Annotated in this window: 18 protein-coding genes and 2 pseudogenes; 7 read left to right on the forward strand and 13 right to left on the reverse strand. The window is 71.7% G+C overall.

Annotated elements, in window-relative coordinates:
* Window positions 1–30 precede the first annotated feature (30 nt).
* Window positions 31–1,476, forward strand: a complete 1,446-nt coding sequence (locus AMK11_RS29330; RefSeq protein ID WP_073731115.1) for a glyceraldehyde-3-phosphate dehydrogenase — start codon at window positions 31–33, stop codon at window positions 1,474–1,476.
* Between the two features lie 64 nt (window positions 1,477–1,540).
* Here AMK11_RS29330 and AMK11_RS29335 read toward each other — a convergent pair.
* Together AMK11_RS29335 and AMK11_RS29340 are read right to left on the reverse strand one after the other, a co-directional pair.
* Window positions 1,541–1,729, reverse strand: a pseudogene (locus AMK11_RS29335) (N-acetylmannosamine-6-phosphate 2-epimerase); the annotation flags it as partial.
* Window positions 1,730–1,817: 88 nt separating this feature from the next.
* Window positions 1,818–2,570 carry a FadR/GntR family transcriptional regulator gene (locus AMK11_RS29340; RefSeq protein WP_073731116.1) on the reverse strand — a complete coding sequence of 251 codons (753 nt, stop codon included), beginning with the start codon at window positions 2,568–2,570 and terminating at the stop codon, window positions 1,818–1,820.
* Between the two features lie 66 nt (window positions 2,571–2,636).
* Here AMK11_RS29340 and AMK11_RS38800 point away from each other — a divergent pair.
* Together AMK11_RS38800 and AMK11_RS29345 are read left to right on the forward strand one after the other, a co-directional pair.
* Window positions 2,637–2,783 (forward strand): annotated as a pseudogene (locus AMK11_RS38800) (peptide ABC transporter ATP-binding protein); the annotation flags it as partial.
* A gap of 93 nt (window positions 2,784–2,876) precedes the next feature.
* The gene (locus AMK11_RS29345) at window positions 2,877–5,129 is read left to right on the forward strand and encodes a PI-PLC domain-containing protein (protein WP_073731117.1); all 2,253 of its coding nucleotides are present in this window, start codon (window positions 2,877–2,879) and stop codon (window positions 5,127–5,129) included.
* A gap of 48 nt (window positions 5,130–5,177) precedes the next feature.
* Here AMK11_RS29345 and AMK11_RS29350 read toward each other — a convergent pair whose 3' ends face one another.
* From AMK11_RS29350 to AMK11_RS29365, 4 genes are all read right to left on the reverse strand, one after another.
* Window positions 5,178–8,561 carry a CARDB domain-containing protein gene (locus AMK11_RS29350; RefSeq protein WP_073731118.1) on the reverse strand — a complete coding sequence of 1,128 codons (3,384 nt, stop codon included), beginning with the start codon at window positions 8,559–8,561 and terminating at the stop codon, window positions 5,178–5,180.
* A 373-nt stretch (window positions 8,562–8,934) separates the two neighbouring features.
* On the reverse strand, window positions 8,935–10,380 hold the full coding sequence (gene argG / locus AMK11_RS29355; RefSeq protein ID WP_073731119.1) for an argininosuccinate synthase: 1,446 nt from the start codon (window positions 10,378–10,380) through the stop codon (window positions 8,935–8,937).
* A gap of 46 nt (window positions 10,381–10,426) precedes the next feature.
* Window positions 10,427–11,869, reverse strand: a complete 1,443-nt coding sequence (locus AMK11_RS29360) for an NAD-dependent succinate-semialdehyde dehydrogenase (protein WP_073731120.1) — start codon at window positions 11,867–11,869, stop codon at window positions 10,427–10,429.
* A 20-nt stretch (window positions 11,870–11,889) separates the two neighbouring features.
* Complete coding sequence (locus AMK11_RS29365; protein ID WP_073731121.1) at window positions 11,890–13,158, reverse strand: aspartate aminotransferase family protein; 1,269 nt, start codon at window positions 13,156–13,158, stop codon at window positions 11,890–11,892.
* 225 nt (window positions 13,159–13,383) lie between these two features.
* Here AMK11_RS29365 and AMK11_RS29370 point away from each other — a divergent pair, with 225 nt between their 5' ends.
* From AMK11_RS29370 to AMK11_RS29380, 3 genes are all read left to right on the forward strand, one after another.
* Window positions 13,384–15,051 (forward strand): PucR family transcriptional regulator, encoded by a 1,668-nt coding sequence (locus AMK11_RS29370; protein ID WP_073731122.1) that lies wholly within the window; start codon window positions 13,384–13,386, stop codon window positions 15,049–15,051.
* A gap of 119 nt (window positions 15,052–15,170) precedes the next feature.
* Window positions 15,171–15,866, forward strand: a complete 696-nt coding sequence (locus AMK11_RS29375) for a GOLPH3/VPS74 family protein (RefSeq protein WP_073731123.1) — start codon at window positions 15,171–15,173, stop codon at window positions 15,864–15,866.
* 100 nt (window positions 15,867–15,966) lie between these two features.
* Window positions 15,967–16,539 carry a dihydrofolate reductase family protein gene (locus AMK11_RS29380; RefSeq protein WP_073731124.1) on the forward strand — a complete coding sequence of 191 codons (573 nt, stop codon included), beginning with the start codon at window positions 15,967–15,969 and terminating at the stop codon, window positions 16,537–16,539.
* 128 nt (window positions 16,540–16,667) lie between these two features.
* On the opposite strand, the gene AMK11_RS29385 is transcribed toward AMK11_RS29380, so the two are convergent.
* From AMK11_RS29385 to AMK11_RS29400, 4 genes are read right to left on the reverse strand one after another with little or no spacing between them, the layout of a single operon-like run.
* Window positions 16,668–19,049 (reverse strand): glycoside hydrolase family 3 N-terminal domain-containing protein, encoded by a 2,382-nt coding sequence (locus AMK11_RS29385; protein WP_079187778.1) that lies wholly within the window; start codon window positions 19,047–19,049, stop codon window positions 16,668–16,670.
* A complete protein-coding gene (locus AMK11_RS29390; protein WP_073731125.1) occupies window positions 19,046–19,864 on the reverse strand; it encodes a carbohydrate ABC transporter permease in 819 nt (272 codons plus the stop codon). Before AMK11_RS29390 ends, AMK11_RS29385 begins: the two co-directional genes overlap by 4 nt.
* Window positions 19,861–20,817 (reverse strand): carbohydrate ABC transporter permease, encoded by a 957-nt coding sequence (locus AMK11_RS29395; protein WP_073731126.1) that lies wholly within the window; start codon window positions 20,815–20,817, stop codon window positions 19,861–19,863. The genes AMK11_RS29390 and AMK11_RS29395 overlap by 4 nt, the downstream gene beginning before the upstream one ends.
* 10 nt (window positions 20,818–20,827) lie before the next feature.
* Window positions 20,828–22,132 (reverse strand): ABC transporter substrate-binding protein, encoded by a 1,305-nt coding sequence (locus AMK11_RS29400; protein WP_073731127.1) that lies wholly within the window; start codon window positions 22,130–22,132, stop codon window positions 20,828–20,830.
* Window positions 22,133–22,269: 137 nt separating this feature from the next.
* On the opposite strand from AMK11_RS29400, the gene AMK11_RS29405 reads away from it, so the two are divergent.
* Window positions 22,270–23,319: a LacI family DNA-binding transcriptional regulator gene (locus tag AMK11_RS29405; protein WP_073731128.1), complete on the forward strand. Its 1,050-nt coding sequence runs from the start codon at window positions 22,270–22,272 to the stop codon at window positions 23,317–23,319.
* Window positions 23,320–23,348: 29 nt separating this feature from the next.
* Here the strand turns inward: AMK11_RS29405 and AMK11_RS29410 are convergent, their stop codons facing one another.
* The 3 genes from AMK11_RS29410 to AMK11_RS29420 form a co-directional block, all read right to left on the reverse strand.
* Window positions 23,349–24,518, reverse strand: coding sequence for a hypothetical protein (locus AMK11_RS29410; RefSeq protein WP_241847105.1), 1,170 nt, complete (start codon window positions 24,516–24,518; stop codon window positions 23,349–23,351).
* A 135-nt stretch (window positions 24,519–24,653) separates the two neighbouring features.
* Window positions 24,654–25,088: a ribosomal maturation YjgA family protein gene (locus AMK11_RS29415; RefSeq protein ID WP_073731129.1), complete on the reverse strand. Its 435-nt coding sequence runs from the start codon at window positions 25,086–25,088 to the stop codon at window positions 24,654–24,656.
* A complete protein-coding gene (locus AMK11_RS29420) occupies window positions 25,085–26,620 on the reverse strand; it encodes a fused MFS/spermidine synthase (protein ID WP_241847106.1) in 1,536 nt (511 codons plus the stop codon). The genes AMK11_RS29415 and AMK11_RS29420 overlap by 4 nt, the downstream gene beginning before the upstream one ends.
* Between the last annotated feature and the right edge of the window lie 271 nt (window positions 26,621–26,891).

Consider the following 26,891-nt stretch of genomic DNA (forward strand, 5'->3'; position numbering starts at 1 on the left):
TGAGCGCCGCCTAGCTCGAAAGATAGAGACGTGACTGTCAACGACGACTCGTTCACCAACTGGAAGAACCGCGAGGAGATCGCGGAGTCGATGATCCCGATGATCGGGAAGCTGCACCGTGAGCGGGACGTCACCGTCCTGCTGCACAGCCGCTCCCTGGTGAACAAGTCGGTGGTCAGCATCCTCAAGACCCACCGCTTCGCCCGGCAGATCGCCGGCGCGGAGCTGTCGGTCACCGAGACGATGCCCTTCCTGCGGGCCCTCACCACGCTGGACCTCGGCCCCTCGCAGATCGACATCGGCATGCTCGCCGCGACCTACAAGAGCGACGACCGCGGGCTGTCGGTGGAGGAGTTCACCGCCGACGCCGTCGCCGGGGCCGCCGGCGCCAACAAGATCGACCGTGGCGAGGGCCGCGACGTCGTCCTGTACGGCTTCGGCCGCATCGGCCGGCTCGTCGCCCGCCTGCTCATCGAGAAGGCCGGCTCGGGCAACGGCCTGCGCCTGCGCGCCATCGTCGTCCGCGGTGGCGGCGAGCAGGACCTCGTCAAGCGCGCCTCGCTGCTGCGCCGCGACTCCGTGCACGGCCAGTTCCAGGGCACGATCACCGTCGACGAGGACAACAGCACCATCCTCGCCAACGGCAACGCCATCAAGGTGATCTACGCCGACGACCCGACGCAGGTCGACTACACGGCGTACGGCATCAAGAACGCCATCCTCATCGACAACACCGGCAAGTGGCGCGACCGGGAGGGCCTGTCCAAGCACCTGCGGCCCGGCATCGACAAGGTCGTCCTGACCGCGCCGGGCAAGGGCGACGTCCCCAACATCGTGCACGGCGTCAACCACGACACCATCAAGCCGGACGAGCGGATCCTGTCCTGCGCGTCCTGCACCACCAACGCGATCGTCCCGCCGCTGAAGGCGATGGCGGACGAGTACGGCGTGGAGCGCGGCCACGTGGAGACCGTCCACTCGTTCACCAACGACCAGAACCTGCTGGACAACTACCACAAGTCGGACCGCCGCGGCCGCAGCGCGCCGCTGAACATGGTGATCACGGAGACGGGTGCCGCCTCCGCCGTCGCCAAGGCCCTCCCGGACCTCCAGGCGAAGATCACCGGCAGCTCCATCCGCGTCCCCGTGCCGGACGTCTCGATCGCGATCCTCAACCTCCAGCTCTCCCGCGAGACCACCCGCGAGGACGTGCTCGACCACCTGCGCGAGGTGTCGCTGACCTCTCCGCTCAAGCGCCAGATCGACTTCATCAGCGCGCCCGACGCGGTCTCCAGCGACTTCATCGGCTCGCGCCACGCCTCGATCGTGGACGCCGGCGCGCTCAAGGTCGAGGGCGACAACGCCATCCTCTACCTCTGGTACGACAACGAGTTCGGCTACTCCTGCCAGGTCGTCCGCGTCGTCCAGCACGTCTCCGGGGTGGAGTACCCGACATACCCGGCGCCGGCGGTCTGATCGCCGCGGTACGTGGAAAGGGGCGGTGGGAGAGTGTCTCCCGCCGCCCCTCGCGCATGCCGGGTCAGGACCTGAGGCCGTCCGCGAACAGCCGGGTCAGCGCGGTCGGCGCCGTGATGGCGGTGCCGACGACGACGCTGTGCGCGCCCGCCGCGAGGGCCTGCGCGGCCTGCTCCGGCGTGGCGATCCGGCCCTCGGCGAGCACCGGGACTGCGAGCGCCCCGGCGAGGTCGGTGACCAGGGCCAGGTCCGGGTCAAGTGCCCTTCGAGGCCGCCGGCTTTCGGCCGTACGCCGGAGGCGCCCCCGCCACCGCGAGGGCGCCTCCGGGTCCGCCGGTCGGTCAGCGGCGGGCGCGGGCCTCCGCGATCCGCTGCCGCACGGGCGCGTAGTGCTCGGCCAGCGCCTCCGCGAACTCGGCCGCGTCCCGCGCCCGCACCGCGTCCACGATCCGCTGATGGTTGGCGATGGTGGCCGCCTCGTGCTCGTGGGTGAAGACGTCGAGATGCGGCGCGACGATGACGTAGACGTCCCAGAAGGCGGACGAGAGCTGACCGACGAGGTCGTTGCCGAGCGGGGCGAGAAGCAGGGTGTGGAAGGTTCGGTCGGCCTCGACGAAGCCGTTCCCCTCCCCCGCGCCCGCCCTGCGCATCTCGTCGACGTGGGCTGCGAGGCGGTCGATCTGCTCGTCGCTCAGTGAGGTGACGAGCCGTTCGGCCATGCCCCGCTCGAACAGCTCGCGCACCTCGATGAGGTCGCTCATCACCTGGAAGTCGTCGTCGGGGCCGAGCAGCCCCCGGAAGGCCAGGCTCTCCACCAGGGCGGACAGGCTCAGCCGCCCCACATAGGTGCCGTGTCCGTGCCGCACCTCGACGATGTCGAGCGCGGTGAGGATCCGGATCGCCTCCCGCACGCTGGAACGGCTCGCGCCGAGCGCCTCGCACAGGGCGGGCTCGGTCGGCAACGGGTCTCCCGGGCGCAGCTCGTTGCGCAGGATGTAGGCCTTGATCCCGTCCACGACTTCCTGCCGCAACGGTTGTCGTGCCGTCTTGGGCTCCGGTACCTGGTGCCGAATCGCCCTTTGCCCCACCGCCACCTCTTGACCCCTCTCATTTGCCCAGCTACGCAGGATGTTACCAAGCATCAGACATCAGACGTATGATGCACCTTCCACACCCGCTGCTGGAAGGCGGACGACGCGTGCGCCACCGCCTTCCCGGCGGCGACGGACGGTCCGGGCGGGCACCGCTGGCACTGTGTGCATCCGCAGGGGAGCGTCGCCGGGCAGGAGGCCCTGAGCGGCGGCTGACCCGCATCGGCCGACCGTGCCGGGGCATGAGTGTGATGGCGTACCACCCGTACGCCGTGTCGCACGACGGTCGGCCGAAACGAGAATGGGGTCATGGACGGACTGGTTCGGCGCTCCCCCTGGATCGGGGTGCTGATCTGGTGCGTGGCGGTGCTGAGCCTGTCCGTCCTGGCCGCGGCGGCGGTGGTGCGCAGTACCGTCCTCGACCCGAAGTTCTACTCCCAGGTACTGGAGGACGAACGGGCCTACCAGCGGTTCTACGACGAGGTGCTGGTCGACCCGGCCAGTACGCCGCTGACCCAGGAGCTCCTGGACCGGCTGCCCGTCCCGCAGTCGACCATCACCTCGAACCTCAAGGTGGTGATTCCGCCGGAGACGCTGCGGGCCATCGGCGACCGGCAGATCGCCGAGGTGATCCACTACCTGGAGGGGAACCGCGACCGGCTACGGATCACGGTCGACCTGGAGCCCGTCGTGGCGAACGTCGAGCGGCTCAGCCAGGCCTACTTCGGTGATGCCGTCGCCGCCCTGCAACAGCGGTCCGAGCCCGACTTCCAGGCCTTCGTGCAGCGGCTGTCGGAACTGGCGGCGCAGGTGGTGGCCGGTGAGGCGCCGTTGGAGGGCCTGCCGTCGCTGCCGCTGTCCCACGGGCAGGCCGTCGCGGCGACCGAGGTGCTGATGCGCCTGGTGCCGGCGGACGCGCGCGCGGGGATCAGGCCCACCGTGCAGGCGGCGCTGGACCGCGGGGACGTGGCCGGGGCACTGGCGTCGGTCGCGCCGGTCGCGCTGACGGACCAGGTCCGGGCCGCGGCCGCGGAGTTCCTGCGGGAGGCGCGGGAAGGCACCTGGGTCGTCACGGTCGACGTCGATCCGGCGCGGGAGGCGCTGGCCCCGGTGGACCGCGCCCGTTCCGTCACCCGCCTCTTCCAGGAGGTGGTGGAACCGGCGGCGGCGGTGCTGTGCGCCGCCGCGCTCACTCTGCTGTGGCTGTCCACGCCCGGCCCCGTCAGACGGCGGCTGATGCCGCTCGGGTGGGTGCTCGCGGCCGCCGCCTCGCTGACGGCCCTGACCGTGGCGCTGCTGCGTCTCATGCCGGTCGACGCCCTGTTCGGGACTCCGGCCTCGTGGCCCCCGTCGGCGGCGGAACTCCTCACGGACGTCCAGGCCACGGCCGTCGACCAGCTCCTGACGACCGCCGTGCTCGTCGCGGTGATCCTGCTCGCCGCGGGCGCCCTGCTGATCACCGTCGGGTGGGCCTGGGAGACGCGGCCCGGCATGCCGGTCCTCACTGATCCGCGGCACGGTCCGACGCTGACCTTCGCCGTCACGGCCTGCGCGCTGGTCGGCACGATGCTGGCGCCGGTGGCCATCACCGGTTCCTCGCCGCGCATCTGCCAGGGCAGCGCCGAGCTGTGCGACGCCCGGTACGACGAGATCGCGCAGCTCGCGTCGCACAACGCGATGGCCACGACGGCGGACCGGTTCATCGGCCCCCTCCAGGACCCGGACATCGTCGGCCAGCTCGACGCCGGGGTGCGCGTGCTGCTCCTGGACACGCACCGCTGGGAGCGGCCCGAGGAGGTCGCGGACCGGCTCAGCACCTCGGACTTCTCCCCCGCGCTGCGCCGGCGGCTCACCGGCATCCTGGAGCGGGTGAACCCTCCGGAGCCGGGCCTGTGGCTGTGTCACTCGGTGTGCGGGGCCGGCGCGCTGGAACTGGCGCCCACGCTGCGCCAGATCGGTGGCTGGCTGCGGGCGAACCCCACCGAGGTGGTCACGCTGATCCTTCAGGACGGGGTCGGTGCCGTCGACAGTCAGGCCGCCTTCGAGCAGGCCGGGCTCTCGGACCTGCTGTACGAGCCGGACGCGGACCCGGACCGCCCGTGGCCGGAGCTGGGCGAGATGATCGACGAGGGCCGGCGACTGGTCGTCTTCGCGGAGAAGGCCGACGGGCCCGCGCCGTGGTACCGCAACTTCTACCGGTACGGCATGGAGACGCCGTTCGCGTTCCGCAGCCCGGACGAGATGTCCTGCCTGCCGAACCGGGGCGGTACGGACAAGCGGCTGTTCCTGCTCAACCACTTCGTCACGGCCGGCGGCGGCCGGCGGCTGGACGCCGGGACCGTCAACTCCCGGGAGCGGGTGCTGGAACGGGCGCACAACTGCGAGCGGCAGCGCGGCAGGCCGGTGAACTTCATCGCGGTGGACTACGCGACGATCGGCGACGCGCTCGGCGCGGTCGAGGAACTCAACGCCGAACGCCGTGAGGACGACGGCCGCTTCCCCGTGGAGCGGTCACCGGGAAGGCTCGGCGACGCGGTGGTGGCCGCGTCACCGAGGGAGTGAGGCGCGGGCCGGCGGTCCGCGGGCGGACCGCCGGCCGGTGCGCCGTTCCTAGCGGTTGATCTTGAACTGGGAGCCCGGCTCGATGCGTATGTCGTCCTCGGCCGAATCGGTGATCGTGACGTCGGTCAGGGTGGCGCTGCCGCGGGCGCCGCCCATGGCGAGGATGCCCGATCCGTTGTTGGACTTGTCGATGCGGACGTTGTCGATCTTCACGTCCGGCATCGCTCCGCCTCCCGTCTTGAACTGGATGCCGTCGTAGGTGGAGTCGAGGATCTCGGTGTCCCGGATGGTGACGCCCGGGATGTCCTGGCCCTGCGCGAAGAGGGTGATGGCGCCGAACTCCTGCGCCTCGTTCCAGAACGCGCCGCCGGTGCGGTGCAGGGCGTTGCCCGCGATCAGGGTCTGCCCGGAGAAGGGCAGCGGGTCGTGGTCGGTGGCGAGCATGATGGCCGGGTAGTTCATCGTGTCGGAGATGACGTTGTTCTCGATGGTGTTGCCGTAGCCGCCGTAGATCGCGATGCCGTTGGCCCGCCACGGGAGCTGGATGGTGTTGTTGCGGAAGTGGTTGTCGTGGCCGACGTCCACCGAGGTGTCCTTCACGTACTTGCTGGCCCACACGGCGAGCGAGTCGTCGCCGGTGTTGCGGAAGGAGGAGTTGTAGACCGTGGAGTTGCGGGTGCCGTTGGCGAAGTTGATGCCGTCGGCGTAGGTGTTGCGGATGCGCATGCCGGTGAACTCCAGGCCGTCACCGGGGCCCCACAGCTCGGGGATGTTCGAGTAGTCGCGGCCGGCCCAGACACCGACGTTGGCGTGCTCGATCCACACGTTGCTGATCTTGGTGTCCTTGCCGAAGCGGCCGTTGAGGCCGACGCCGCCCTCGTGGTTGCCGTCGCCACCGCGGATGGTGCCCGAGCCGAAGATGGCGAGGTCGGAGATCTGGGTGTTGTCGTCGATGTCGAAGCCGAAGTTGCCCTCGTGCGGGTGGTTGATGCCGCCGGCCTCGTGCGGCGGGGTCAGGGTGTACAGCTGGGAGTGCCACATGCCCGCTCCGCGGATGGTGACGTCCCGGATGCCGACCTGGTTGAACTGGCCGCGGTTCTGCGGGTCGTCGGTGAGGATCTTCTGCTCCTGGCGCCACTGACCGGCCGGGATCCACACGCAGGGGATGTCGCCGTTCTGGTCGGCGGTGACGGCGCGCTGGATGGCGTCGGTGTCGTCGAGTCCGTCACCGGGTACGGCACCGTACTCGGTGATCGGGACGCAGTCGTCCGGCTTGGTCTTCGGCGGCGCGACCTGCTCCAGGTCGATCAGGTCGATGACGTAGAAGGCGGCCGTGTCGCCCGCGTCGCGCTGGAGACGGAATTCGGTGCCCTGCGGGAAGGTCCGGTCCAGCAGCGCGTGGGACTCGTCGAACAGCCGCCGCGCGTCGCCGCCGGGGCGGTTGGTGAGGTCCTCGGGGTCGTCGGTGTCGCCGTACAGCCAGCTGTGCTTGGAGGACAGGGTCAGCTTCCGCACGAACTCGCCGTCGGCGTAGAGGCTGATCGTGGCCTCGGCACCACCGCCGCCGGGGGCGTCGGGGATGGAGTTGCGTACGACGATGGAGTTGGTGGGCGTGGTGGAGGTGAACTCGACGTACTGGCCGGTGGAGTCGAGCCGGACGGACTTGCGGCCCGAGGACTCGGTGCCGAAGTTGGTGTGGCCGAAGGTGCGCTTGGCGTCGGTGGTGAGCAGGGTGCCCTCGTAGCGGCCGTTCTCCGCCTCGTACTCGGTGTAGGGGACGGCGGCGCCGCGTCCGACGACGATGGACTTGGCGAGCACGTTGTTGTTCTCGTTGGTCTCGGTGACGACGCCGGTCGCGTCGGCGGTGGCGGTGAGCGTGGCGCCGCCGCTCGTCGCCTTCCAGGTGCCGCTGATCGGCACGTTGACGGTGGCGCCCGCGGCCACCTCGCCGGTCGTGCCGTTCAGGGGGGTCGTGCCCGCTTGGAGCCGGGTCACCGAACCGGCTTCGACGGCGCTGGTGCCGCGGTTGTGCACGGCGACGGTGAAGGTGACGGGTGCGCCCACGGCCGGGTTGGCCGGGTCGGTGGTGATGGAGCGCACCTCCAGGTCGGGTCCGGGGGCCCGGTCGACGACCAGCCGGCCGGAGGCGGTGCGGCTGTTGTTGGAGTCGTCGAGTTCGGCGACCGTGTCCCGGGGGTCGGCCACGGCGGCGACGGCGTAGCTGCCGGCCGCGTGGGTGCCGGTGGCGATCTCCACCTCGGCGGACTCGCCGGGGTCGAGCGCGGGCACCTCGGCGCTGCCGGCGGCGGCGCCCTCGACGGTGACCTCGGCCGTGGTGGCGGCCGAGGGTGCGGTGCCGGCGTTGCGGACGGTGGCGTCGACGGTGACCTCGTCGCGCTCGGAGGGGTCGGCGGGCGACCAGTCGAGGCCGGTGACGGTCAGGTCGGGCGCGGGCGCGGCGGCGCCGACGACCTGGAACTCGGCGACCTGGCCGCCGGGCGCGCCGGTGTTGGAGAAGAAGCGGAGCCGTACGTCGGACACGCGGCCGGTGACCGGGACGGTCACGGTGTTGTCCGTGCCGGGGCTGAAGGAGTAGTCGGCGCGGGCCCGCAGTGAGGTGAAGTCGCTCTCGCCCTGCGCGCGGCCGAGCACCTGGATGCTCTGGGTCCGGGCGGACCAGACCGGGTCCGGGTTGAGCTTGACGACCACGGCGCTGACGTCGGCGTCGGCGCCGAGCTTCACGGTGAGGTCGGCGGGGTGGCCGGCGGCCTCCCAGTAGGTGGAGGTGGAGTCGTCGGTGGCGTTGGCCGCGACGTAGGAGTGGACCGACGAGGTGGCCTCGACCGGCTTGTTGCGGGCCAGGTTGGTGCCGGTGGGCGGGGGCTCGGTGACCACGTCGTCGCCGTAGACCTCCAGTTCGGACAGCTGGGCCGCGTTCCAGCCGGTGTTGCCGGTGACGTGGACGCGGACGTAGCGGGTGTCGGCGGGCGCGTCGAGGTCGAGGGCGACGGTGTTGGCGCGGGCGGGGTCGAAGGCGCGCGGCGCCGAGGCGTCGAGGGCGCGGAAGGTGGAGCCGTCGGTGCTGCCCCGGAGGGAGAGCGTCTGGCTGCGGCTCTCCCAGCCGGCGGGCAGCTTGAGGACCACCCGCTCGACGTCGCGGGCCTCACCGAGGTCGACCTGCACCCACTGCGGGAAGGAACCGGCCGGGCCCTCCCAGTAGGTCGCCTGGGTGCCGTCGGTGGTGTTTCCGGCCGGGTAGGCGCCGTGCGAGCCGCCCGCGGTGGCGGGACGGCCGAGGGCGAGGTTCACGTCGGCGGCGGCCGTGGCGGCGTGCGCGCCGGCCGCGAAGGGCAGCGGGAGCAGCCCGACCGTCATCAGCCCGGCCACGACGGCGCCCGTCAGCGACCGTCGGCCGAGAGATCTCCATCTCATGGGGGTCCTCTTGTTCGGTGGGGAGTCGGGGAGCACGACAGGCCGGCAAGCAAAGGGGAAGCACCGACCATGCGCATCAATTGAGCTGGACAGTCGATTCTTTGCGGAAAGCGCGTCATCAGGTTTCTAGCGCGTCACCTGTTTGTCAACGGTCCTCGCCACGACCGGATTTGGTACGCAAACTCCTTGCGCCGCTTGCGATCGACTTGCGTTGGCGTTGACCTGGGCATGTCGCGTCGATACACCCAGACGACACCGTTTCAACCCTGTACGGCACGCAAGTCGTGCACGGGGAGGAGAAACAGAAAGGCCGGCCCGGCGCCCGTAGGCGTCGAGCCGGCCTCTGCCGGTGGGGGCGTCCCCGGGGACGCGGTCAGTCCGTGCCGGACTCCATGGCGGCGCGGTCCAGCAGCTCGTCGTCGCCGGAGACCTGGCCGCGCGAGGCGATCGCCTGGGCGCCGCCCTCCGGCATGGCGCCGATCAGTCCCGTGGCGGCGGCCTGGGCGGCGCCGATGGCGGGGTTGGCGGTGCCGATCATGCCGAGCCCGGCGTACTGCTCCAGCTTGGCGCGGGAGTCGGCGATGTCGAGGTTGCGCATGGTGAGCTGGCCGATCCGGTCCACCGGACCGAACGCGGAGTCCTCGGTGCGCTCCATGGACAGCTTGTCCGGGTGGTAGCTGAACGCCGGGCCCGTGGTGTCGAGGATCGAGTAGTCCTCACCGCGCCGCAGCCGGAGGGTGACCTCGCCGGTGACGGCCGAGCCGACCCAGCGCTGGAGCGACTCCCGGATCATCAGCGACTGCGGGTCGAGCCAGCGGCCCTCGTACATCAGCCGGCCCAGGCGCCGTCCCTCGGTGTGGTACTGGGCGAGGGTGTCCTCGTTGTGGATGGCGTTGACGAGGCGCTCGTAGGCCGCGTGCAGCAGGGCCATGCCGGGGGCCTCGTAGATGCCGCGGCTCTTGGCCTCGATGATCCGGTTCTCGATCTGGTCGGACATGCCCATGCCGTGGCGGCCGCCGATGGCGTTGGCCTCCATCACCAGGTCGACCGGGGAGGCGAACTCCTTGCCGTTGACCGTCACCGGGCGGCCCTGGTCGAAGCCGATCGTGACGTCCTCGGCGGCGATCTCGACGGACGGGTCCCAGAACCGCACGCCCATGATCGGCTCCACGGTCTCCACGCCGGTGTCGAGGTGCTCCAGCGTCTTGGCCTCGTGGGTGGCGCCCCAGATGTTGGCGTCGGTGGAGTAGGCCTTCTCCGTGGAGTCCCGGTAGGGGAGGTCGTGGGCGAGCAGCCACTCCGACATCTCCTTGCGGCCGCCGAGCTCGGTCACGAAGTCGGCGTCCAGCCACGGCTTGTAGATCCGCAGCTGGGGGTTGGCCAGCAGGCCGTAGCGGTAGAACCGCTCGATGTCGTTGCCCTTGAAGGTGGAGCCGTCGCCCCAGATCTGGACATTGTCCTCGAGCATCGCCCGCACCAGCAGGGTGCCGGTGACGGCACGGCCGAGCGGCGTGGTGTTGAAGTAGGCGCGCCCGCCCGAGCGGATGTGGAACGCCCCGCAGGTGAGCGCGGCCAGCCCCTCCTCCACCAGCGCCGCACGGCAGTCGACCAGGCGCGCGATCTCGGCGCCGTAGGTCTTGGCGCGGTCGGGCACCGAGGCGATGTCGGGCTCGTCGTACTGGCCGATGTCGGCGGTGTACGTGCAGGGGACGGCGCCCTTGTCACGCATCCACGCGACCGCGACCGAGGTGTCGAGGCCGCCCGAGAAGGCGATACCGACGCGCTCGCCGGTGGGGAGGGAGGTGAGGACCTTGGACATAGGAAGAGTATGCATGATGACGCATGACCATGCAAAGCCGGGGTGGTCAGCGGGCCGGCATAGCCAGGTACTGGTACTCCAGGAACTCCTCGATGCCCACGGTCCCGCCCTCACGGCCGAGCCCGGACTGCTTGATCCCCCCGAAGGGCGCGGCCGGGTTGGAGACGAGGCCGGTGTTGAGGCCGACCATGCCGACCTCCAGACGCTCGCCGACGCGCAGGGCGCGGTCCAGGCCCTCGGTGAAGAGGTACCCGACGAGCCCCCAGGGGGTGTCGTTGGCGCGCCGCACCACCTCGTCCTCGTCGTCGAAGGTGAGGATCGCGGCGACCGGTCCGAAGATCTCCGTCTCCATCAGGCGGCTGTCGGGGGAGACGCCGGTGAGCACGGTGGGCGGGTAGAAGCAGCCGGGCCCGTCGGGGGTGCGGCCGCCCACGAGCACCCGGGCGCCGCGTTCCAGCGCGTCGGCGACCAGGGCCTCCACCTTGGCCCGTCCGGCGGCGTCGATCAGCGGGCCGACGTCGACGCCGTCCCGGGTACCGGGGCCGACCACGAGGGCGCCCATGCGTTCGGCCAGCCGCCGGCCGAACTCCCCGGCGACCGAGCGGTGGACGAAGAAGCGGTTCGCGGCGGTGCACGCCTCGCCCATGTTGCGCATCTTCGCGACCATCGCGCCGTCCACCGCCTTGTCCAGGTCGGCGTCGTCGAAGACGATGAACGGCGCGTTGCCGCCCAGCTCCATCGACGTGCGCACGACCGTGTCCGCGCACTGGGCCAGCAGCAGCCGCCCGACGGCCGTGGAGCCGGTGAAGGACAGCTTGCGGATCCGGCCGCCGCGCAGCAGCGGTTCGCACACCTCGCCCGCCCGGGAGGTGGTGACGACGTTCAGGACGCCGTCCGGCAGCCCGGCCTCCTGGAGGATCGCGGCGAGGGCCAGGCTGGACAGCGGTGTCTGCGGGGCGGGCTTGAGGACCATGGTGCAGCCGGCCGCGACCGCCGGGCCGATCTTGCGGGTGCCCATGGCCAGCGGGAAGTTCCACGGCGTGATCAGCAGACAGGGGCCGACCGGGCGCCGGGAGAGCAGCATGCGGTTGCGTCCGTCGGGGAGGATGCCGTGACCGCCGTCGATGCGGACGGCCTCCTCGGAGAACCAGCGGAAGAACTCCGCCGCGTACGCCACCTCTCCCCGGGCCTCCGCGAGCGGCTTGCCCATCTCCGCCGTCATCAGGCGGGCGAGCGCGTCGGTGCGGTCGAGGATGATCTCGTAGGCGCGGCGCAGGATCTCGCTGCGGGCCCGGGGCGCCGTGCGGGCCCACTCCTCCTGCGCCTGGACCGCCGCCTCCTCGGCGAGCCGGGCGTCCTTGGGTCCCGCGTCGGCGACGTGGCAGAGGATCTCGCCGGTCGCCGGGTCGTCCACGGGCATGACGGCGCCGTCGGCTGCGTCCGTCCAGGCGCCGCCGATGAACAGCCGGGTCGGCGTGTCGTCGGTCATCGGGTTCCTCCTCGCCGTGCTCACCGGTCCGCGTCCCGCGACGTGCCGGCCTCCACCGCGGCCGCCCAGGCCCGCAGCCCCTCGTCGATCTCCGACTCGCCGATCACCAGGGCGGGAATCATCCGCACCACCTGGTTCCACGCGCCGCACAGCAGCAACAGCAGGCCCTCGTCGACGGCGGCCCGCTGGACCCGGGCGGCGGTCTCGGGGTCGGGCTCGCCGTCCTCGGTGACGAACTCGGAGGCCAGCATCAGCCCCATCCCGCGCACGTCCCCGATGGCCGGCGTACGGGCCGCCACCGCCTCCAGTCCGTGGCGCAGCCGCGCCCCCATGGCCTCGGCGTTCTCGACGAGCTTCTCGTCGCGTACGACGTCGAGGGTGGCGCAGGCCGCCGCGCACGCCACCGCGTTGGCGCCGTAGGTGCCGCCCTGGGAGCCCGGCCAGGCCTTGCGCATCAGTTCCTCGGGGGCGGCGATCCCGGACAGCGGGAACCCGCTGGCCAGCCCCTTGGCGGTGATGAGGACGTCCGGGGTGACACCGAAGTGCTCGTGGCCCCAGAACCGGCCGGTGCGGCCCACGCCGGTCTGCACCTCGTCCAGGATCAGCAGGAAGCCGTGCCGGTCCGCCCGTTCCCGCAGGCCCTCCATGAAGGCGCGGTTCGCGGGCACGTACCCGCCCTCGCCGAGGACCGGCTCGACGATGACGGCGGCGGTGTCGGCGGGCGAGGAGATCGTCTGGAGGGTGTAGTCGAGTTCCCTCAGGGCGAAGCGGGTGGCGGTGTCCTCGTCCCAGCCGTAGCGGAACGCGGTCGGGAAGGGGGTGACGACCACGCCGCTCATCAGCGGGGAGAAGCCGGAGCGGAAGCGGGTGCCGGAGGTGGTCATGGAGGCGGCGGCCACGGTGCGGCCGTGGAAACCGCCGTGGCAGACCAGGACGTTGGGCCGGCCGGTGGCCTGGCGCGCCAGGCGCAGCGCCGCCTCCACCGCCTCGCTGCCGGAGTTGGTGAAGAACAGGCTGTCCAGTCCGTCGGGCAGCACCTCGCCGAGCCGTTCGACGAGCCGGCGCAGCGGCTGGTGCATGACGGTCGTGTACTGGCCGTGGATCAGCGTGCCCACCTGCTCCTGGGCGGCGGCCACCACCCTGGGGTGGCAGTGCCCGGTGCTGGTGACGCCGATGCCGGCGGTGAAGTCCAGATGGCGGCGGCCGTCCTCGCCGTAGAGGTGGACCCCCTCGCCCCGGACCGCCGTCACGGGCGTGGCCTGGCGAAGGTGCGGCGACAGTGCGGTCATGCTCGTCTCCCGGCCTGGTCGTCGGTTCTGCTGCGTCCCCCGAGCATGCCCGCGGTGCGTGCCCGGACAACGCGTGATCTGTCCGGACGGGGCGCGGTATCCGGACGTTGTGTCAACCAGTGCGCTCCACCGTGCCGTGCCCTTGGTGTCCGGGGTGGGGTCCGGGCGCCCTTGCGCAGGTCAGTGACGCTTGTCAGAGTGACAACAGGCGCGCAGGGAGGCACCGTGAGCGAGAACCGGGACCCGGGTCCGGCGGGCCGTCCGCTCACCGTGGCCGACGTGCTGGCGCTGCCGGTCGTGGCCGACGGCGACCCGCGCGTGGTGACCGGCGTGGAGCACGTCGACCGCCCGGTGCGCTGGGTCCACATCACCGAGCTGACGGACCCCGCCTCCTTCCTCAAGGGCGGCGAACTGGTCCTCACCACCGGCATGCCGCTGCCCGACGACACGAGCGGAGTGCGCCGCTACGTCGACGAGCTCGCCGCGGTGGGCGCCGCGGCCCTCGTCATCGAGCTCGTCCGCCGGTACCACCGGCCGCCCGACGCGCTGGTCGACGCCTGCCGGGCGCGCGGTCTGCCCCTGGTCACGCTGGCCAAGGACGTGAACTTCCTGGAGGTCACGCAGGTCGTCCACGCGCTGCTCCTCGGCAACCAGGCGGACGCGATGCGCCGGACCCAGCGCGTCCACGAGGCGTTCACCGCCCTCACCCTGCGGGGCGCCGGGCCCGAGGACGTGCTGCGCGCGGCGGCGGAGATGAGCGGACGCACGGTCGTACTGGAGAACCTGGTCCACCGGGCACTGGTCTGCGAGCCCTCCGGCAGCACGGCGGAAGCCGCGCTCACCGACTGGGAGCGACGCTCGCGGTCCACCCCCGCCGCCGACCGGGCGGGAATCCGCGGGCCCGAGGGCTGGCTCGTGGCACCGGTCGAGTACCAGGGCGAGACCTGGGGTCGGGTGGCCATGCTCCACGACCCGTCCGGCACGTCCGGCCCGTCCTACACATTCGCCCCGGCCCGCACGGCCGTTCCCCCGCCCTTCGGTCCCGAGGACGTCACCGTCCTGGAGCGCACCGCGATGGCCCTCACCATCGCCCGCCTCACTCATCCCACGCCCTGGGAACGCGCCGCGCACCGCAACGCCCTGCGCGACCTCGCGGAACAGCGCCACCACTCCCCCGCGGACGCGCGCGCCCGCGTCGCGGCGCTCGGGCTGCCCACGGAGCACACCCGCTTCGTCGCCGTCCTCGCCGACGTCCCGGCCGAATCGGAGACGGCGCGGACCGAAGCCCGCCTCTCCGAGGAGCTGGACGCGTCGGGAGCACCGGCGCTCGTCGGCCTCCTGGGCCCCTCCCGCATCGGCGTACTGCTGGCGCTGCGCCCGTCCCAGCCCTGGCGGCAGGCGGTCGAGCGGGTGAGCAGGACCGTGCTGGACCCGGCCCCTGGCACGACCGTGAGCGCCGGCTCCCCGGCCGGGGACCTCGCCGACGTCGCCCGCTCGTTCCGCGAGGCGGCCCGGGTGGCCGAGGCGACCGAGCCCGGGCAGCTCCTCCCCCCGGACCGCTCCTTCCACGAACGGTCCGACATCGGTCTGCGCCGCCTGCTCTTCGCGCTCCGCGACGACACCCGGGTCCAGGAGTACGCGGAACGGCAGCTGGGCCGCCTCCTCGACCATGACGCCCGGCACGGCACCGGCCTCCTCGCCACCCTGCGGGGCTACCTGGACGCCGCCGGCAACAAGACCGTCGCCGCCCGCGCGGCGGGCGTGTCCCGGGAGACCGTCTACCAGCGCCTGCACACCATCGAGCGGCTGCTCGGCCGCGACCTGGAATCCGGCGAGCAGCGCACCGAACTGCACGTGGCGCTCCAGGCACTCGACGCCCTGCGGGGGCGCTGACCTCGCCGGGGAAATCGGCCGTGCGGGAACGGCGGGTACGGGTAGGGGCGTCTGTGACGACACAGGCGAAAGCCTCGCCCGCAACCGCTCGCCCGGCCCGACCCCGGAGGACCGAACGCATGACATCCCCCACAAAGACCCCGGAAGTTCCGGAAATCCCCACCACCCTCGGGGAGCAGCTCCTGCTCCTCTCGCTGGACGACGAGTCCGGCACCGCGAGGGAGACGGCGCGGGTGGCGCCGGCCATCGCCGCGGCCGCGCTGGTGGAGCTGTCGCTGGCCGGCCGCGTCGACGTGACCGACGAGAAGGTCACCGTCGTCGACGCGACGCCGCTGGGCGAGCCCGCCCTGGACGCCGCGCTCGAGGCCGTCGGCGGCGGCGAGCCGGGCACGGCCAAGGACTGGATCGAGCGGCTGAAGACGGACCCGGTGGCCCGTGCGAACACCGGCCTGATCGTCAAGGGCCTGATCCGCGAGGAGCGGAAGAAGGTGCTCGGGCTCTTCCCGGTACGCCGGTACCCGGAGGCCGACGGCTCCGTGGAGGCGGCGGTGCGCCGGCGCCTGGAGGCCGTCGTCCTGGGCGGCGCGGCACCGGACGAGCGCACGGCGTCCCTGGTGGCCCTGTTGCACGGAGCGAAGCTGCACCGCCTGGCCTTCCCGGACGCCGACGCGCGCCGCGTGGTGGCGGCCATGGAGTCGGTCGCGCAGGGACGCTGGTCCGCGGCGGCCGTGCGCCACGTGGTGAAGGCCACGGAGGACGCGCTGGCGGTGATCGTCGCGGTGACGGCGGCGACGACGGTCGTGACGACCGTCTGAGGTTCATTCGAGACGCAGCGATGAGTTTCCCGCCGGCCGCCGGTCCTACCTCCTGAACGTGCTGGAAACCGGACTTGAGACAGACAGTGGGGAACCCGAGATGCGTACCTTGATCAGCACCGCCTTCGTCTCGCTCGACGGCGTCGTGGAGGCCCCGGGCGGCGAGCCCGGTTACCGGAACTCCGGGTGGACCTTCAAGGACGTGGAGTTCCTGCCCGAGGCGTACGACATCAAGGACCGGGAGCAGAAGGAGGCCACGGCGCTGATGATGGGCCGGGTCAGCTACGAGGCGTTCAGCCCGGTGTGGCCGGACATGGAGGAGTTCGCCGGCTACAAGGTGATGCCGAAGTACGTCGTCTCCACCACCCTCGGCGAGGACGACCTGGTCTCGAACTGGAACGAGACCACCATCCTGCGCTCGCTCGACGAGGTCGCCGCGCTGAAGGAGACCGAGGGCGGCCCGATCATCGTCCACGGCAGCGCGGCGCTGAACCGGAGCCTGTCGGACGCCGGTCTGATCGACCGGTACCACCTGCTCGTCTTCCCGCTCCTGCTCGGCGCGGGCAAGCGGCTGTTCAGCACCACGGACAAGGACACCCAGAAGCTGAAGCTCGTCGAGCACGAGGTCTACGCCAACGGCCTGCAGAAGCAGGTCTTCGACGTGGTGCGCTGACCGGTGGCCCGGTCGCCCCGGTCCGGCTGAGCAGCGCGTCATGGCCTGATCGTACGGACGGGACGGCCGCCGGCGAGCGGCGCACCCGGCAACTCGCCCGGGTGCGCCGCTCGTGGTCCGCCGGCGGATCAGGCGTCGGCGGCGCCTTCGCGGCCGAAGTCGGCGTGCAGTCGCCGGGTGTGGTCGACGCGGCGCTCCGGGCCGGTGAGGGTGACCGTCGCCGTCAGACGCGGATCGGTGCTGGAGGCGGCGAACCTCAGTTCCAGATCGCCCGGTTCGACGACGCGGTGGCCGTCGCGGCCGGTGAACGCGGCGAGGTCGGCCGGGACCGTGACGCGCAGCCGGCGCTCCTCCCCCGCCGCCAACGGCACCCGGGTGTAACCGATGAGGCGCTGCACCGGCTGGACGACGGAGGCGACCGGGTCGTGCAGGTAGAGCTGGACGACCTCGGTACCGTGCCGTGCGCCCGTGTTGCGGACGGTGAGGGCCAGCCGGAACTCCCCGTCGGTGGGCGCCTCTTCGCCGTCCAGGACGAGGTCGCTCCACTCGAACGTGGTGTACGTGAGGCCGTGCCCGAAGCCGAAGGCGGGCGTCGGGTCGATGTTGGACACCTCGCTGGCGTGGGCGAGCCGGGCCCCCAGGTAGGTGGTCGGCTGGGCACCCGGGCCGCGGGGCACGCTGACCGGCAGCCGGCCCGAGGGGTTCGTCCGTCCGCCGAGTACCGCGGCGAGGGCTGCGGTGCCCTCCACGCCGGGGAAGAACGACTGGACGATCGCCGAGGACTCCCGCGCGGCCCGGCCCAGGGCGTAGGGGCGTCCCGCGAGCAGCACGGTCACGACCGGCTTGCCGGTGTCGAGCAGCGCGTCGAGGAGTTGCTGCTGTGCGCCGGGCAGGCTCAGCGACTCCGCGTCGCAGCCCTCACCGCTGGTGCCGCGCCCGAACAGCCCGGCCCGGTCGCCCAGCACGGCGAGGACGACGTCCGCGCCGCGGGCCGCGCGGACGGCCTCGGGGATGCCGGACACGTCCCCGTCGTCGACGCCGGTGCCCCGTACGACCGTGAGCTCCGCGTCGGGGAACTCGGCGGCCAGCGTGGAGCGCAGGGTGGGCAGGTCGATGCCGAGGGGGGTGCCGGGGTGGTGGACGCCGATGTGCTGGGGGAAGGAGTAGCAGCCCAGTACGGCAGTGGGCTCGTCGGCGTTGGGGCCGACCAGGGCGATGCGGCGCGGCCGGCCGAGCGGCAGGGTGCCGTCGTTGCTCAGGAGGACGACCGCCTCCTCGGCGACCGCGCGGGCCAGCTCCCGGTTCTCCGGGCCGTCTAGGTCGATCCGGCCGCGCAGGGCTTCCGGGTCGTCCAGGTCGGCGCCGTCCAGCGCGGACGGCACGGGGTCCCAGTCCCGGTCGAGCAGGCCGAGTCCGGCCTTCTGCGTGAGCACCCGGCGCAGGGCGCGGTCGATCACCTCTTCGGGGACCCGGCCGGCCGTCACCGCCTCGGCCAGGGGTGCGCCGAAGGTCTTGACGGTGGGCAGTTCGACGTCGACGCCCGCCCCGAGCGCGGCCCCGGCGGCGCCGGCCCAGTCGGCGGCGATGTCGTGCAGGGTCTTGAGGAAGGCGATGCCGAAGTAGTCGGCGACGACGGTGCCGTCGAAGCCCCAGGTTTCCCTGAGCAGTCCGGTCAGCAGGTGCTCGTCGGCCGCGGCGGGCACGCCGTCGGTGTCGGTGTAGGACGCCATCACCGACCGGGCGCCGCCCTCGCGGACCGCCATCTCGAAGGGCGGCAGCAGGACGTCGGCGCGCTCGCGCGGCCCCATGGGCGCGGGGGCGAGGTTGCGGCCGGCCCGGGAGGCCGAGTAGCCGACGAAGTGCTTGAGGGTGGCGACGATTCCGGCTCCCTCCAGGCCGCGCACGTAGGCGGTGCCGATGGTGCCCACGAGGTAGGGGTCCTCGCCGATGGTCTCCTCGACGCGGCCCCAGCGGGCGTCGCGCACCACGTCCAGAACGGGTGCGAGGCCCTGATGGACGCCGACGGAGCGCATGTCGCGGCCGATCGCGGCGGCCATGCGGTGGACGAGGTCCGGGTCGAAGGTGGCGCCCCAGGACAGCGGGACGGGGTAGGCGGTCGCGCCCCAGGCGGCGAAGCCGGCCAGGCACTCCTCGTGCGCGACGGCGGGGATGCCGAACCGGTTCGCCGAGGCGATGCGTGCCTGGGTGCGCAACAGCGAGAGCGCTCCGAGCGCGGGGTCGACGGGAGCGGTGCCGAAGGGGCGGGTCAACTGGCCCAGTCCGGTGGGCACGAGCAGGTCGAGGTCGACGGCCTCCTCCATGTCGTGCTGGTGGGGGGCCACGTCGCCGCCCTCGTCGGACGCGCCGACCCACACGCCGTACAGCTGGGCGATCTTCTCCTCCAGGGTCATCGCCTTGATCAGCGCGGACACCCGGGTGGAGACGGGGTGGGCGGGGTCGTTCCAGAGGGGGACTTCAGGGGCGGTCTCAACGGCCACGTTGTCGATCACTTTCCTCCGACGCCCATCAGGCCCTGGACCAGGGCGCGACGGGCGAACAGGTAGACGAGCAGGATGGGCGTCATGGACAGCACCACGGCCCCCAGCAGACCGGGGATGTCGATGCCGTGCGCGGTCTGGAAGTTGTACAGGCCCAGCGTCACCACCTTGGTGGAGTCGGACTGGGTCAGCACGAGCGGGAATAGGAAGCCGTTCCACGCCTGGAGCGCGGAGAACACCACGATCGTGGAGAGTCCGCCGCGCGACAGCGGCAGCACGAGCTGGAAGAACACGCGCCGCGGGCTCGCGCCGTCCATCGCCATGGCCTCGTACAGCTCCGACGAGATGTCGCGCATCGCGCCGCTGAGGATGAGGGCGGACATCGGCAGGCAGAACGCGGCCGTGGGCAGGATGACGCCGAGCAGGTTGTCGTAGAGTCCGGCTTCGCTGATCAGGTAGAACATCGGCACGATCACGGCCTGGGCCGGGATGGCGAGACCGAGCAGGAACAGCCGGAAGATCGCCGACGTGGCCCGGCCGCGGCTGCGGACGATCGCGTAGGCGAGCGGCGGGACCAGCAGCAGCACGATGCCGATCACGCTGGCGGTGACGACGAGGGTGTTGAAGAAGTACTGGCCGAAGCCCGAGTCGAAGGCGCCGGTGAAGTTGTCCAGGGTGAAGCTGTCCGGGAGCGAGACCGGTCCGTTCTCGGCGTAGTCCTGGCGGGTGCGCAGGGTCGCGGCGAGCATCACGTACAGCGGCAGGCCGACCAGGACCAGCCAGACGAGCGAGCCGGCGCCGGCCACATAGTTCGGTCGGCGCCTCATGACACACCCTCCATGGAACTGCGCATCTTGTCGTAGCCGGAGACCCGGACGACGATCAGCGAGATGATCGTGGCCGCGACGACCAGGGCCAGGGCGATCGCGGAGCCGGTGCCGTAGTCGAAGCTCTTGAACGCCTTGTCGTACATGTAGTAGGCGCTGATGGTGGTGTCGGTGCCGGGGCCGCCCTGGGTCAGGATGAGGACCGTCTCGAACGTGGTCAGACCGCCGACGATCATCAGGATCATCGAGGTGATCATGGAGGTGCGCAGCTGCGGCAGGGTGATGTGGAAGAACTGCCGGTAGCGGCCCGCCCCGTCGATCTCCGCCGCCTGGTACAGCACCGGCGGGATCGCGCGCGCGGCGCCCTGGTAGATCAGCGTGTGGAACGGGGTGAACTGCCAGGTGCTGACGAATGCCAGCACCCCGATGGCGGTGGCCTGTTCACCGAACAGGTTCCCGTCGCCGAACAGCCAGGTGGCGTCGGCCGGGATGCCGAAGTTCGGGTCGAGCAGCGCCCGCCACAGCACGGACACGGCCGTCGCGGACAGCAGCAGCGGGACGAAGTAGATGACCGACAGGACGGCGCGGTTGCGCTGGTGACCGGCGGCCCAGACGCCGAGCAGGATGCTCAGCGGCGTCTGGAGGACCACGCCGAGCGCGGTCAGCAGCAGGGTCAGCCAGACGCTCTTGAGCATGACCGGGTCGTCGAGGAGGCGCGACCAGTTGTCCGTGCCGACGAACTCGGGCGAGCTGAGCCCGTCCCAGCTCATGAAGGACAGCACCGCCACCATGATCAGCGGCACGATCGCGAAGAGGGCGAAGAACACTGCGGCGGGCAGCGCCCAGGCGAAGCCGGGGCGGCCCACCTTCGTCGTGGACGAGGCGGGCGGCCGCCGCCGGGACTCCTTGCGGGGTCCGGCGGCGGGCCGGGCACTCGTGGTCTGTGTGGTCATGAGCCGTTCGTCACTCGGTCGGGAGGGCCTGCATGGCCTGGATGAAGCCGTCCGTGTCGAGCTGCCCGTTGAAGAACTGCTGGACGGCCTTGTGCATGTCCGAGCTCGCCTTCTGCGGGTACGCCTGGTCCCAGGACAGCTGGAACGAGGGGGCGTCGGCGACGAGGTCGTACTGGAAGCGCGAGTACTCGGGGGTGCCCGAGGTGTCGATGAACTTGTCGGTGTTCGTGGTGGTCGGCAGGTTGCCGATCTCCAGCTGCGCCTTGACGAACTCGTCGGAGTACATAAGTTTCAGGAACTCGGCGACGGCCTCGGGGTGCTCCGTCTTCTTCATCACCGAGTAGTAGTTGTTGGTGTTGCCGGCGACACCTGCCGGGTCGCCCTTGCCGCCCTCGACGGCCGGGAAGGCGGTGTAGCCGAGGTCCTTCTCGGCGAAGTCCGGGTGGTCCGTGAGCTGCTGGGAGTAGTACCAGGAGCCCATCAGCTCGAAGCCGGCCTTGCCGGAGGCCACCAGCTGGACCGAGCCGCCGTTGGTGTACTTGACGGAGTCGTAGTTCTTGCCGAAGGCGCCGGAGTCGACGAGCTGCCTGATCATGTCGAGGGCCTTCTTGCTGTCCGGGCTCTCCCAGGCGCTCTTGTCGCCCCCGACGGCCTTCGCGAACAGCTCCGGTCCGGCTATGCGGTCGTAGAGGTACTGGAACCACATCTGGGTGGGCCAGACGTCGCCGCCGCCGAGCGCGATCGGCGTGACGTCCTCGTCCTTGAGCTTCTCCACCGCGTCGAGCAGTTCGTCCCAGGTCTTCGGCGGCTGGACGCCCGCCTCTTCGAGGACCTTCTTGTTGTGGAAGAGCAGGACGGGCTGGGTGCCGCGCATCGGGATGCCGTACGGCTTGCCGTCGACGACGGCGTTCTCGAAGACCGTCGGCAGGAACTTCTTCTCCAGGTCCGGGTTCTTCTTGATCATGTCGTCCAGCGGCATCAGCAGGTCCGCCTCGACGAACGGCTTGATGCTGCCGCCGCCCCAGTTGAAGAAGATGTCCGGGGCCTGGGGGGTGTTGATGATCGTCTGGAGCTTCTTCTGGTAGTCGGCACCGGGGATGGTGTCGAGCACCGCCTTGACGTCGGACGTCTTGTTGAAGGTGTCGACGATCTGCTGCTCGACCTTGTTGGTGGCGTCCCCGTAGACCAGGACATGGATCTTGCCGTCGTCCGACGACGCCCCGCCGTTCCCGTCACCGCAGGCCGCGAGGCTCAGCGCCAGGGCGAGCGTCGCGCCGGTGGCGACCAGTCTGGGCAAGCGCGCACGTGTCTTCATCGTTCGCCTTTCGAAAGTTTCGGCTCCGTCACCGAAAGTCCATGCCGTCGGACAGTAAAGTCAGTCGGGATTTACGGTCAATGGCCGTGCGCGGGACGACCCAAAACGTTATCGATCGCATGACCTATCCTCCTTGCATGCACGGTGAAGTTGAGGTGGGCGCCAGGGTGACGCTGGCCGAGGTGGCGAAACAGGCGGGGGTCTCGCCTCCGACAGTTTCGAAGGTGATCAACGGTCGTTCGGACGTCTCCCGTGCCACCCGGTCGCGGGTCGAGCGGCTGCTGGAGGTGCACGGCTACCGCCGGCGGACGTCGGACCGGCCGCGCTTCCCACTCGTCGAACTCGTCTTCCACGAGCTGGACAGCGTCTGGGCGGTGGAGCTCGTGAAGGGGGTGGAGAACGTTGCCAGGGCCAACCGGGCGACCGTCGTGCTCACCAGGAGCGGCACGCGGCACGCGCCCGCTCCCGACTGGCTCGAGGGAGTGCTCCGCCGCAGGCCGCTGGGGGTCGTGCTGGTCTTCTCCTCGCTCCCGGCGGAGGTGAAGCACCGGCTGCGCTCGCGTGACATCCCGTTCGTCATCGTCGACCCGGCCGGCGACCCCGACCCCGACGTACCGTCCGTGGGCTCCGCCAACTGGGCCGGGGGCCTGGCGGCGACCCGCCATCTCACCGACCACGGGCACGAGCGCGTCGCGATCGTCACCGGCCCCGAGGACATGCTGTGCTCACGGGCCCGCCTCGACGGCTACCGTTCGGCGATGACCATGGCGGGCCTGCCCGTCGATCCCCGTCTGATCCGCTTCGGCGACTTCCAGGTGCGCGGGGGCTTCGAGCACGCCATGGACCTGCTGGACGGCCCCGGCCGGCCCACCGCCGTCTTCGCGGGCAGCGACCTCCACGCCCTGGGCGTACTGGAGGCGGCCCGCCTCAAAGGTCTGCGCGTCCCCGAGGACCTGTCGGTGGTCGGCTACGACGACGTGCCGCCGGCCCAGTGGTCGAGCCCGCCGCTGACCACGGTCCACCAGCCCCTGCGGCACATGGCCGAGGAGGCGACCCGCATGCTCTTCGGCCCGGACGGCCCCGGCGGGGCGGCCCGGCGCATCGAACTGGCCACGCGCCTGGTCGTACGGCAGAGCACCGCGCCGCCGGGAGGACCCGCCCGGACCGCCGCACCGCGGACCGGGTGAAGTGCCGAAGTGCCCCTGCCGGGACAGGTTCAGCGCGGGCGCGTGACGAGGACCTGCCGCTCGGTCGCGGTGGACGACTCCCCCAGCAGGTCCAGCGGTTCGGCGTCGTACGCCACCGCCCGGCCGTGCGCGTCGGTGGACGGGCCGGACGCCGGCCTCTGGTTCACGGTGCCGTCGGGCCGGGCGGTGACCGTCGTGGTGCGGCCGGTGCGCAGCTCCATCAGGTAGATCACCTGGAGCGGGCCACGGGGTACCCGCTCCTCGGCCGCCACGAACACGACGTGCCGGCCGTCGGCGCTCACCCGCCCGGAGTGCGTGGCGAACTGCGGCCTGGGCCCCAGGACATGGCGCAGGGTCCCGTTCCTCAGGTCCTTGACGAAGACGTCACCGGTGTCGTTGGTGCCCCGCGGCGGCAAGGTCCGGCAGTTGAGGCGGAACGATACGTGCCGGCCGTCCGCCCCCATCACCGGGTCGGTGACCCAGTGGTCGGACGGATCGTCCACGCACTCGGGGTCGGCGCGCGTCCGCCGGTCGGCCCGCCGGTCGAGCACGTAGACGTGGGTGGCCGAGTCGGCCGCCGCGGGGTCGGAGGCGAGGTAGGCGAGGTGTCGGCCGTCGTGGCTCAGGGTCGGTCGCGCGACCTGCTGCCCGTCCCCGGCCGCCGGGTCATCGGCCCACTCGCCGGTTCCCCGCCGGAGGTCGCGCACGCGGATGCGGGGATGCGCTTCCGGCTCCCGCTCCGGCCGGGCCGCGAAGGTCACGTACCGTCCGTTCCCGCTGAGCGCGGGAGCGTTGGCGCTGTTGAACCGTGCGTCGGTGCCGTCACTGACCAGTTCGGTGCGGCCCGTGCGGACGTCGTAGACGTGTGCTTCGGTCCCGTCGAGCGTCGGGTAGGCGACCCGGGTGCCGTCGGCGCTGATGGACGGGGCGACGGCCGGCGCGCCCCGGTCCATGCCCTCGGCCAGGTCACTGGCCCAGTGCACCCGTCCGGTCCGCAGGTCCTTCACGTAGACGTCAGCGGCCTCGTCGGTGTCGCCGGGCGCCAGGTTCGAGGCGTACGACCAGAAGGCCACGTAGCGGCCGTCGGCGCTGATCGCGGCGTACCGGCTCCGCTCGTTGCCCATCACGTCGTCGGACGTGACGTTCACGTGGTCCGTGCCGGGCTTCAGTTCCAAGGCCCCCGCGGGCACCGTCTGCACGGCGGCGCACACCACGGCCACAGCGGCGACAGCGGCCGCTCTTCCCCCAAGACGCATGCTTCCCCCCGGTCGGCACGTCTCCCCCGGCCCCGCGGCCGGGACCCCCAGCCATGGAAGCCGCTCGCGAACGTCCGGTCAATGCGCTCGACGCCGTACGAGCGACGAGGAACGCCCACCACCGACCGCTCCCGAGGACGCGACGACGAGCCACCCGGCCAGCGCACCGACCGCGTACCAGAACAGGTCCGGCGCGTTGAAGGTCGACCCGAGCACCAGGCGGGCGGCGGTGCTGCGCCGGGAGAGGTCCGCCGGCACGCCACTGAGCTGGAGGACCTCGACGCCCCAGCTCACGGCCAGCGCGAGCGCGGCGGCCTTCGCGGCCGGCGTGCGGGGCGCCGCCAGGAGGACGAGGGCGAAGATGAGCAGGGTGTACAGGCTGTCCCCGCCGTACTTGGCCACGTCTCCCGCCGCCACGGACCGCAGCCCCAGTCCCGCGCCGACGACCGAAAGGGCGGCCACGGCCGCCGTCAGACGGATCCGGCCCGCCCCGCCGCGACGTGTGCCCGTCACCGGCCGCCCCGCGAGTCGTAGGGCTGGAGGAGCTGGTCGACGGGGGCGTGGTCGTCGGTGAGCGGCCGGGCGTCGCCGATCCAGGCGGTGAGGTCGTCGCCGGTCGCGAGCCGCCATCCGACGTGCCGGGCGTCGAGTGCTTCCTGGGTCGCGCGCAGGTCGACCGGCCGGTCGGAGGCGAGCACCACCAGGTTGCCGCCGTCGGGGGCGGCGGCCCGGTCCGAACCGATGTCGACGGGGTCGCCGACGAGGACGACGTGCTCGAACGTCTCGCTGAGCGTGGCGACTTCAGCACGTGCGAAGGCCAGGTCACCGTGGTCGATCAGGTTGGCGGCGTACAGGCCGTCCTCGTCCAGCACCCGCCGTACGTCCCTCATCGCCTCCACCGTCGTGAGGTGCCACGGCACGCTGACACCCCCGAAGGCGTCACCGACGACCAGGTCGCGGCTGTCCGTCTCCAGCCGTCGCAGACCGAGCCGGCCGTCCTCCGTGCGCACGTCGATCCCGGAGTCCGGCCTCAGCCCGAACCGCTCGCGGTCGATGCGCACGACCCCGCCGTCGATCTCGGACACCAGGCTGCGCGTGCCCGGCCGGGCAGCCGCGAGGTAGCGCGGAAAAGTGAGCCCTCCGCCGCCCAGGTGATAGGCGGTGATCGGCTCGCCCTCGGGAAGGGCCGTGTCGACCACCGACGCCAGGGCCCGCACATAAGTGAACTTCAGGAACGCCGGGTCGTCGACGTCGACGTAGGAGTGCCGCACGCCGTCCAGCACGAGCGTGTGACCGCCGTCCCGGTCCGGGTCCGCCACGACCCGTGCGCAGTGGTACTTGGTCTCCGCATCGCAACCGCCGGGCGCGGGGACGGTGGCGAGGCCGCCGGCCACGACCACCAGGGTGAGGGCGGGCGTGCCGGTCCATCCGCGCGCTCGCCAGCCCACCAGCGCCGAGCCGGCCATCAGCAGGGCGCCGAGACCGAGGAGGATGCCGCTGACCGGCAGCCGCGAGATGAGGACGAAGCCGGTGAGGACGGTGCCGACGATGGCGCCGACGGTCCCGACGCCGGACAGCCGGCCGACGACCGTCCCGGTCTCGGCGAGGCTCGTGAGGCGCAGCTTGGTCACCATGGGCGTCACGGCGGAGAGCAGCGCGCCCGGAACGAGGATGGTCAGGCCCGCGACGATCAGGAGCAGCACGGGCGCCCACTCCGCGGTGGAGCGCAGCACGGCGGGGGTGAGCGCCACGACCGCGCCCGACACCCCGAGCGAGGGGCCGATGAGCCGGCGTGGGTCTACCTGGTCCGCGAGGCGCCCGCCCAGCCAGGAGCCGAGGGCGATCGCGGTGAGGGCGATACCGATCACCATGGTGCTGGTTTCCAGGGTGAGACCGAGGTAGGGAGCGAGCAGCCGCAGGGCGACGATCTCGACGACCAGGACCGCGGCCGACGACCCGAAGACCAGCGCGACGGCGGAGCGGGAGCCCAGGCCGCGGTTGCGAGAAGTGTCCTCGGCCGGGGACGAAGAAGGCAGTCCGGTCACGGACGACATCCTCGCACGCGGCTCATCGGCGTGTGGCTGCCGAGCGGCGACTGCCACGCGCCGGAGCGCAGCGGAAGGCCTTCGAGGGGCCATCGAGCGGGCAACTGGCCACTTCTCGCATGCCCCACGACCAACTCCGAGCGCCTAATGCTGCTTCCGCGCCATCCGAACGGCACTGACGGGCATGGGGAAACGATGGACCGTACGGAAGGCGTCGCGCGTCACCGGCACACCACGAACCGGTGCCGCGTCGCCGCGGTTCACCGCGTGT

The organism is Streptomyces sp. CB02414, from assembly GCF_001905385.1.
Classification (GTDB): domain Bacteria; phylum Actinomycetota; class Actinomycetes; order Streptomycetales; family Streptomycetaceae; genus Streptomyces.

Coding starts and splice junctions, on each gene's coding strand:
- AMK11_RS29380 (WP_073731124.1), top strand. CDS start 15,967: ATGCGTACCTTGATCAGCACCGCCTTCGTCTCGCTCGACGGCGTCGTG.
- AMK11_RS29395 (WP_073731126.1), bottom strand. CDS start 20,817: ATGACCACACAGACCACGAGTGCCCGGCCCGCCGCCGGACCCCGCAAG.
- AMK11_RS29400 (WP_073731127.1), bottom strand. CDS start 22,132: ATGAAGACACGTGCGCGCTTGCCCAGACTGGTCGCCACCGGCGCGACG.
- argG (WP_073731119.1), bottom strand. CDS start 10,380: ATGTCCAAGGTCCTCACCTCCCTCCCCACCGGCGAGCGCGTCGGTATC.
- AMK11_RS29405 (WP_073731128.1), top strand. CDS start 22,270: ATGCACGGTGAAGTTGAGGTGGGCGCCAGGGTGACGCTGGCCGAGGTG.
- AMK11_RS29390 (WP_073731125.1), bottom strand. CDS start 19,864: ATGAGGCGCCGACCGAACTATGTGGCCGGCGCCGGCTCGCTCGTCTGG.
- AMK11_RS29365 (WP_073731121.1), bottom strand. CDS start 13,158: ATGACCGCACTGTCGCCGCACCTTCGCCAGGCCACGCCCGTGACGGCG.
- AMK11_RS29345 (WP_073731117.1), top strand. CDS start 2,877: ATGGACGGACTGGTTCGGCGCTCCCCCTGGATCGGGGTGCTGATCTGG.
- AMK11_RS29350 (WP_073731118.1), bottom strand. CDS start 8,561: ATGAGATGGAGATCTCTCGGCCGACGGTCGCTGACGGGCGCCGTCGTG.
- AMK11_RS29375 (WP_073731123.1), top strand. CDS start 15,171: ATGACATCCCCCACAAAGACCCCGGAAGTTCCGGAAATCCCCACCACC.
- AMK11_RS29360 (WP_073731120.1), bottom strand. CDS start 11,869: ATGACCGACGACACGCCGACCCGGCTGTTCATCGGCGGCGCCTGGACG.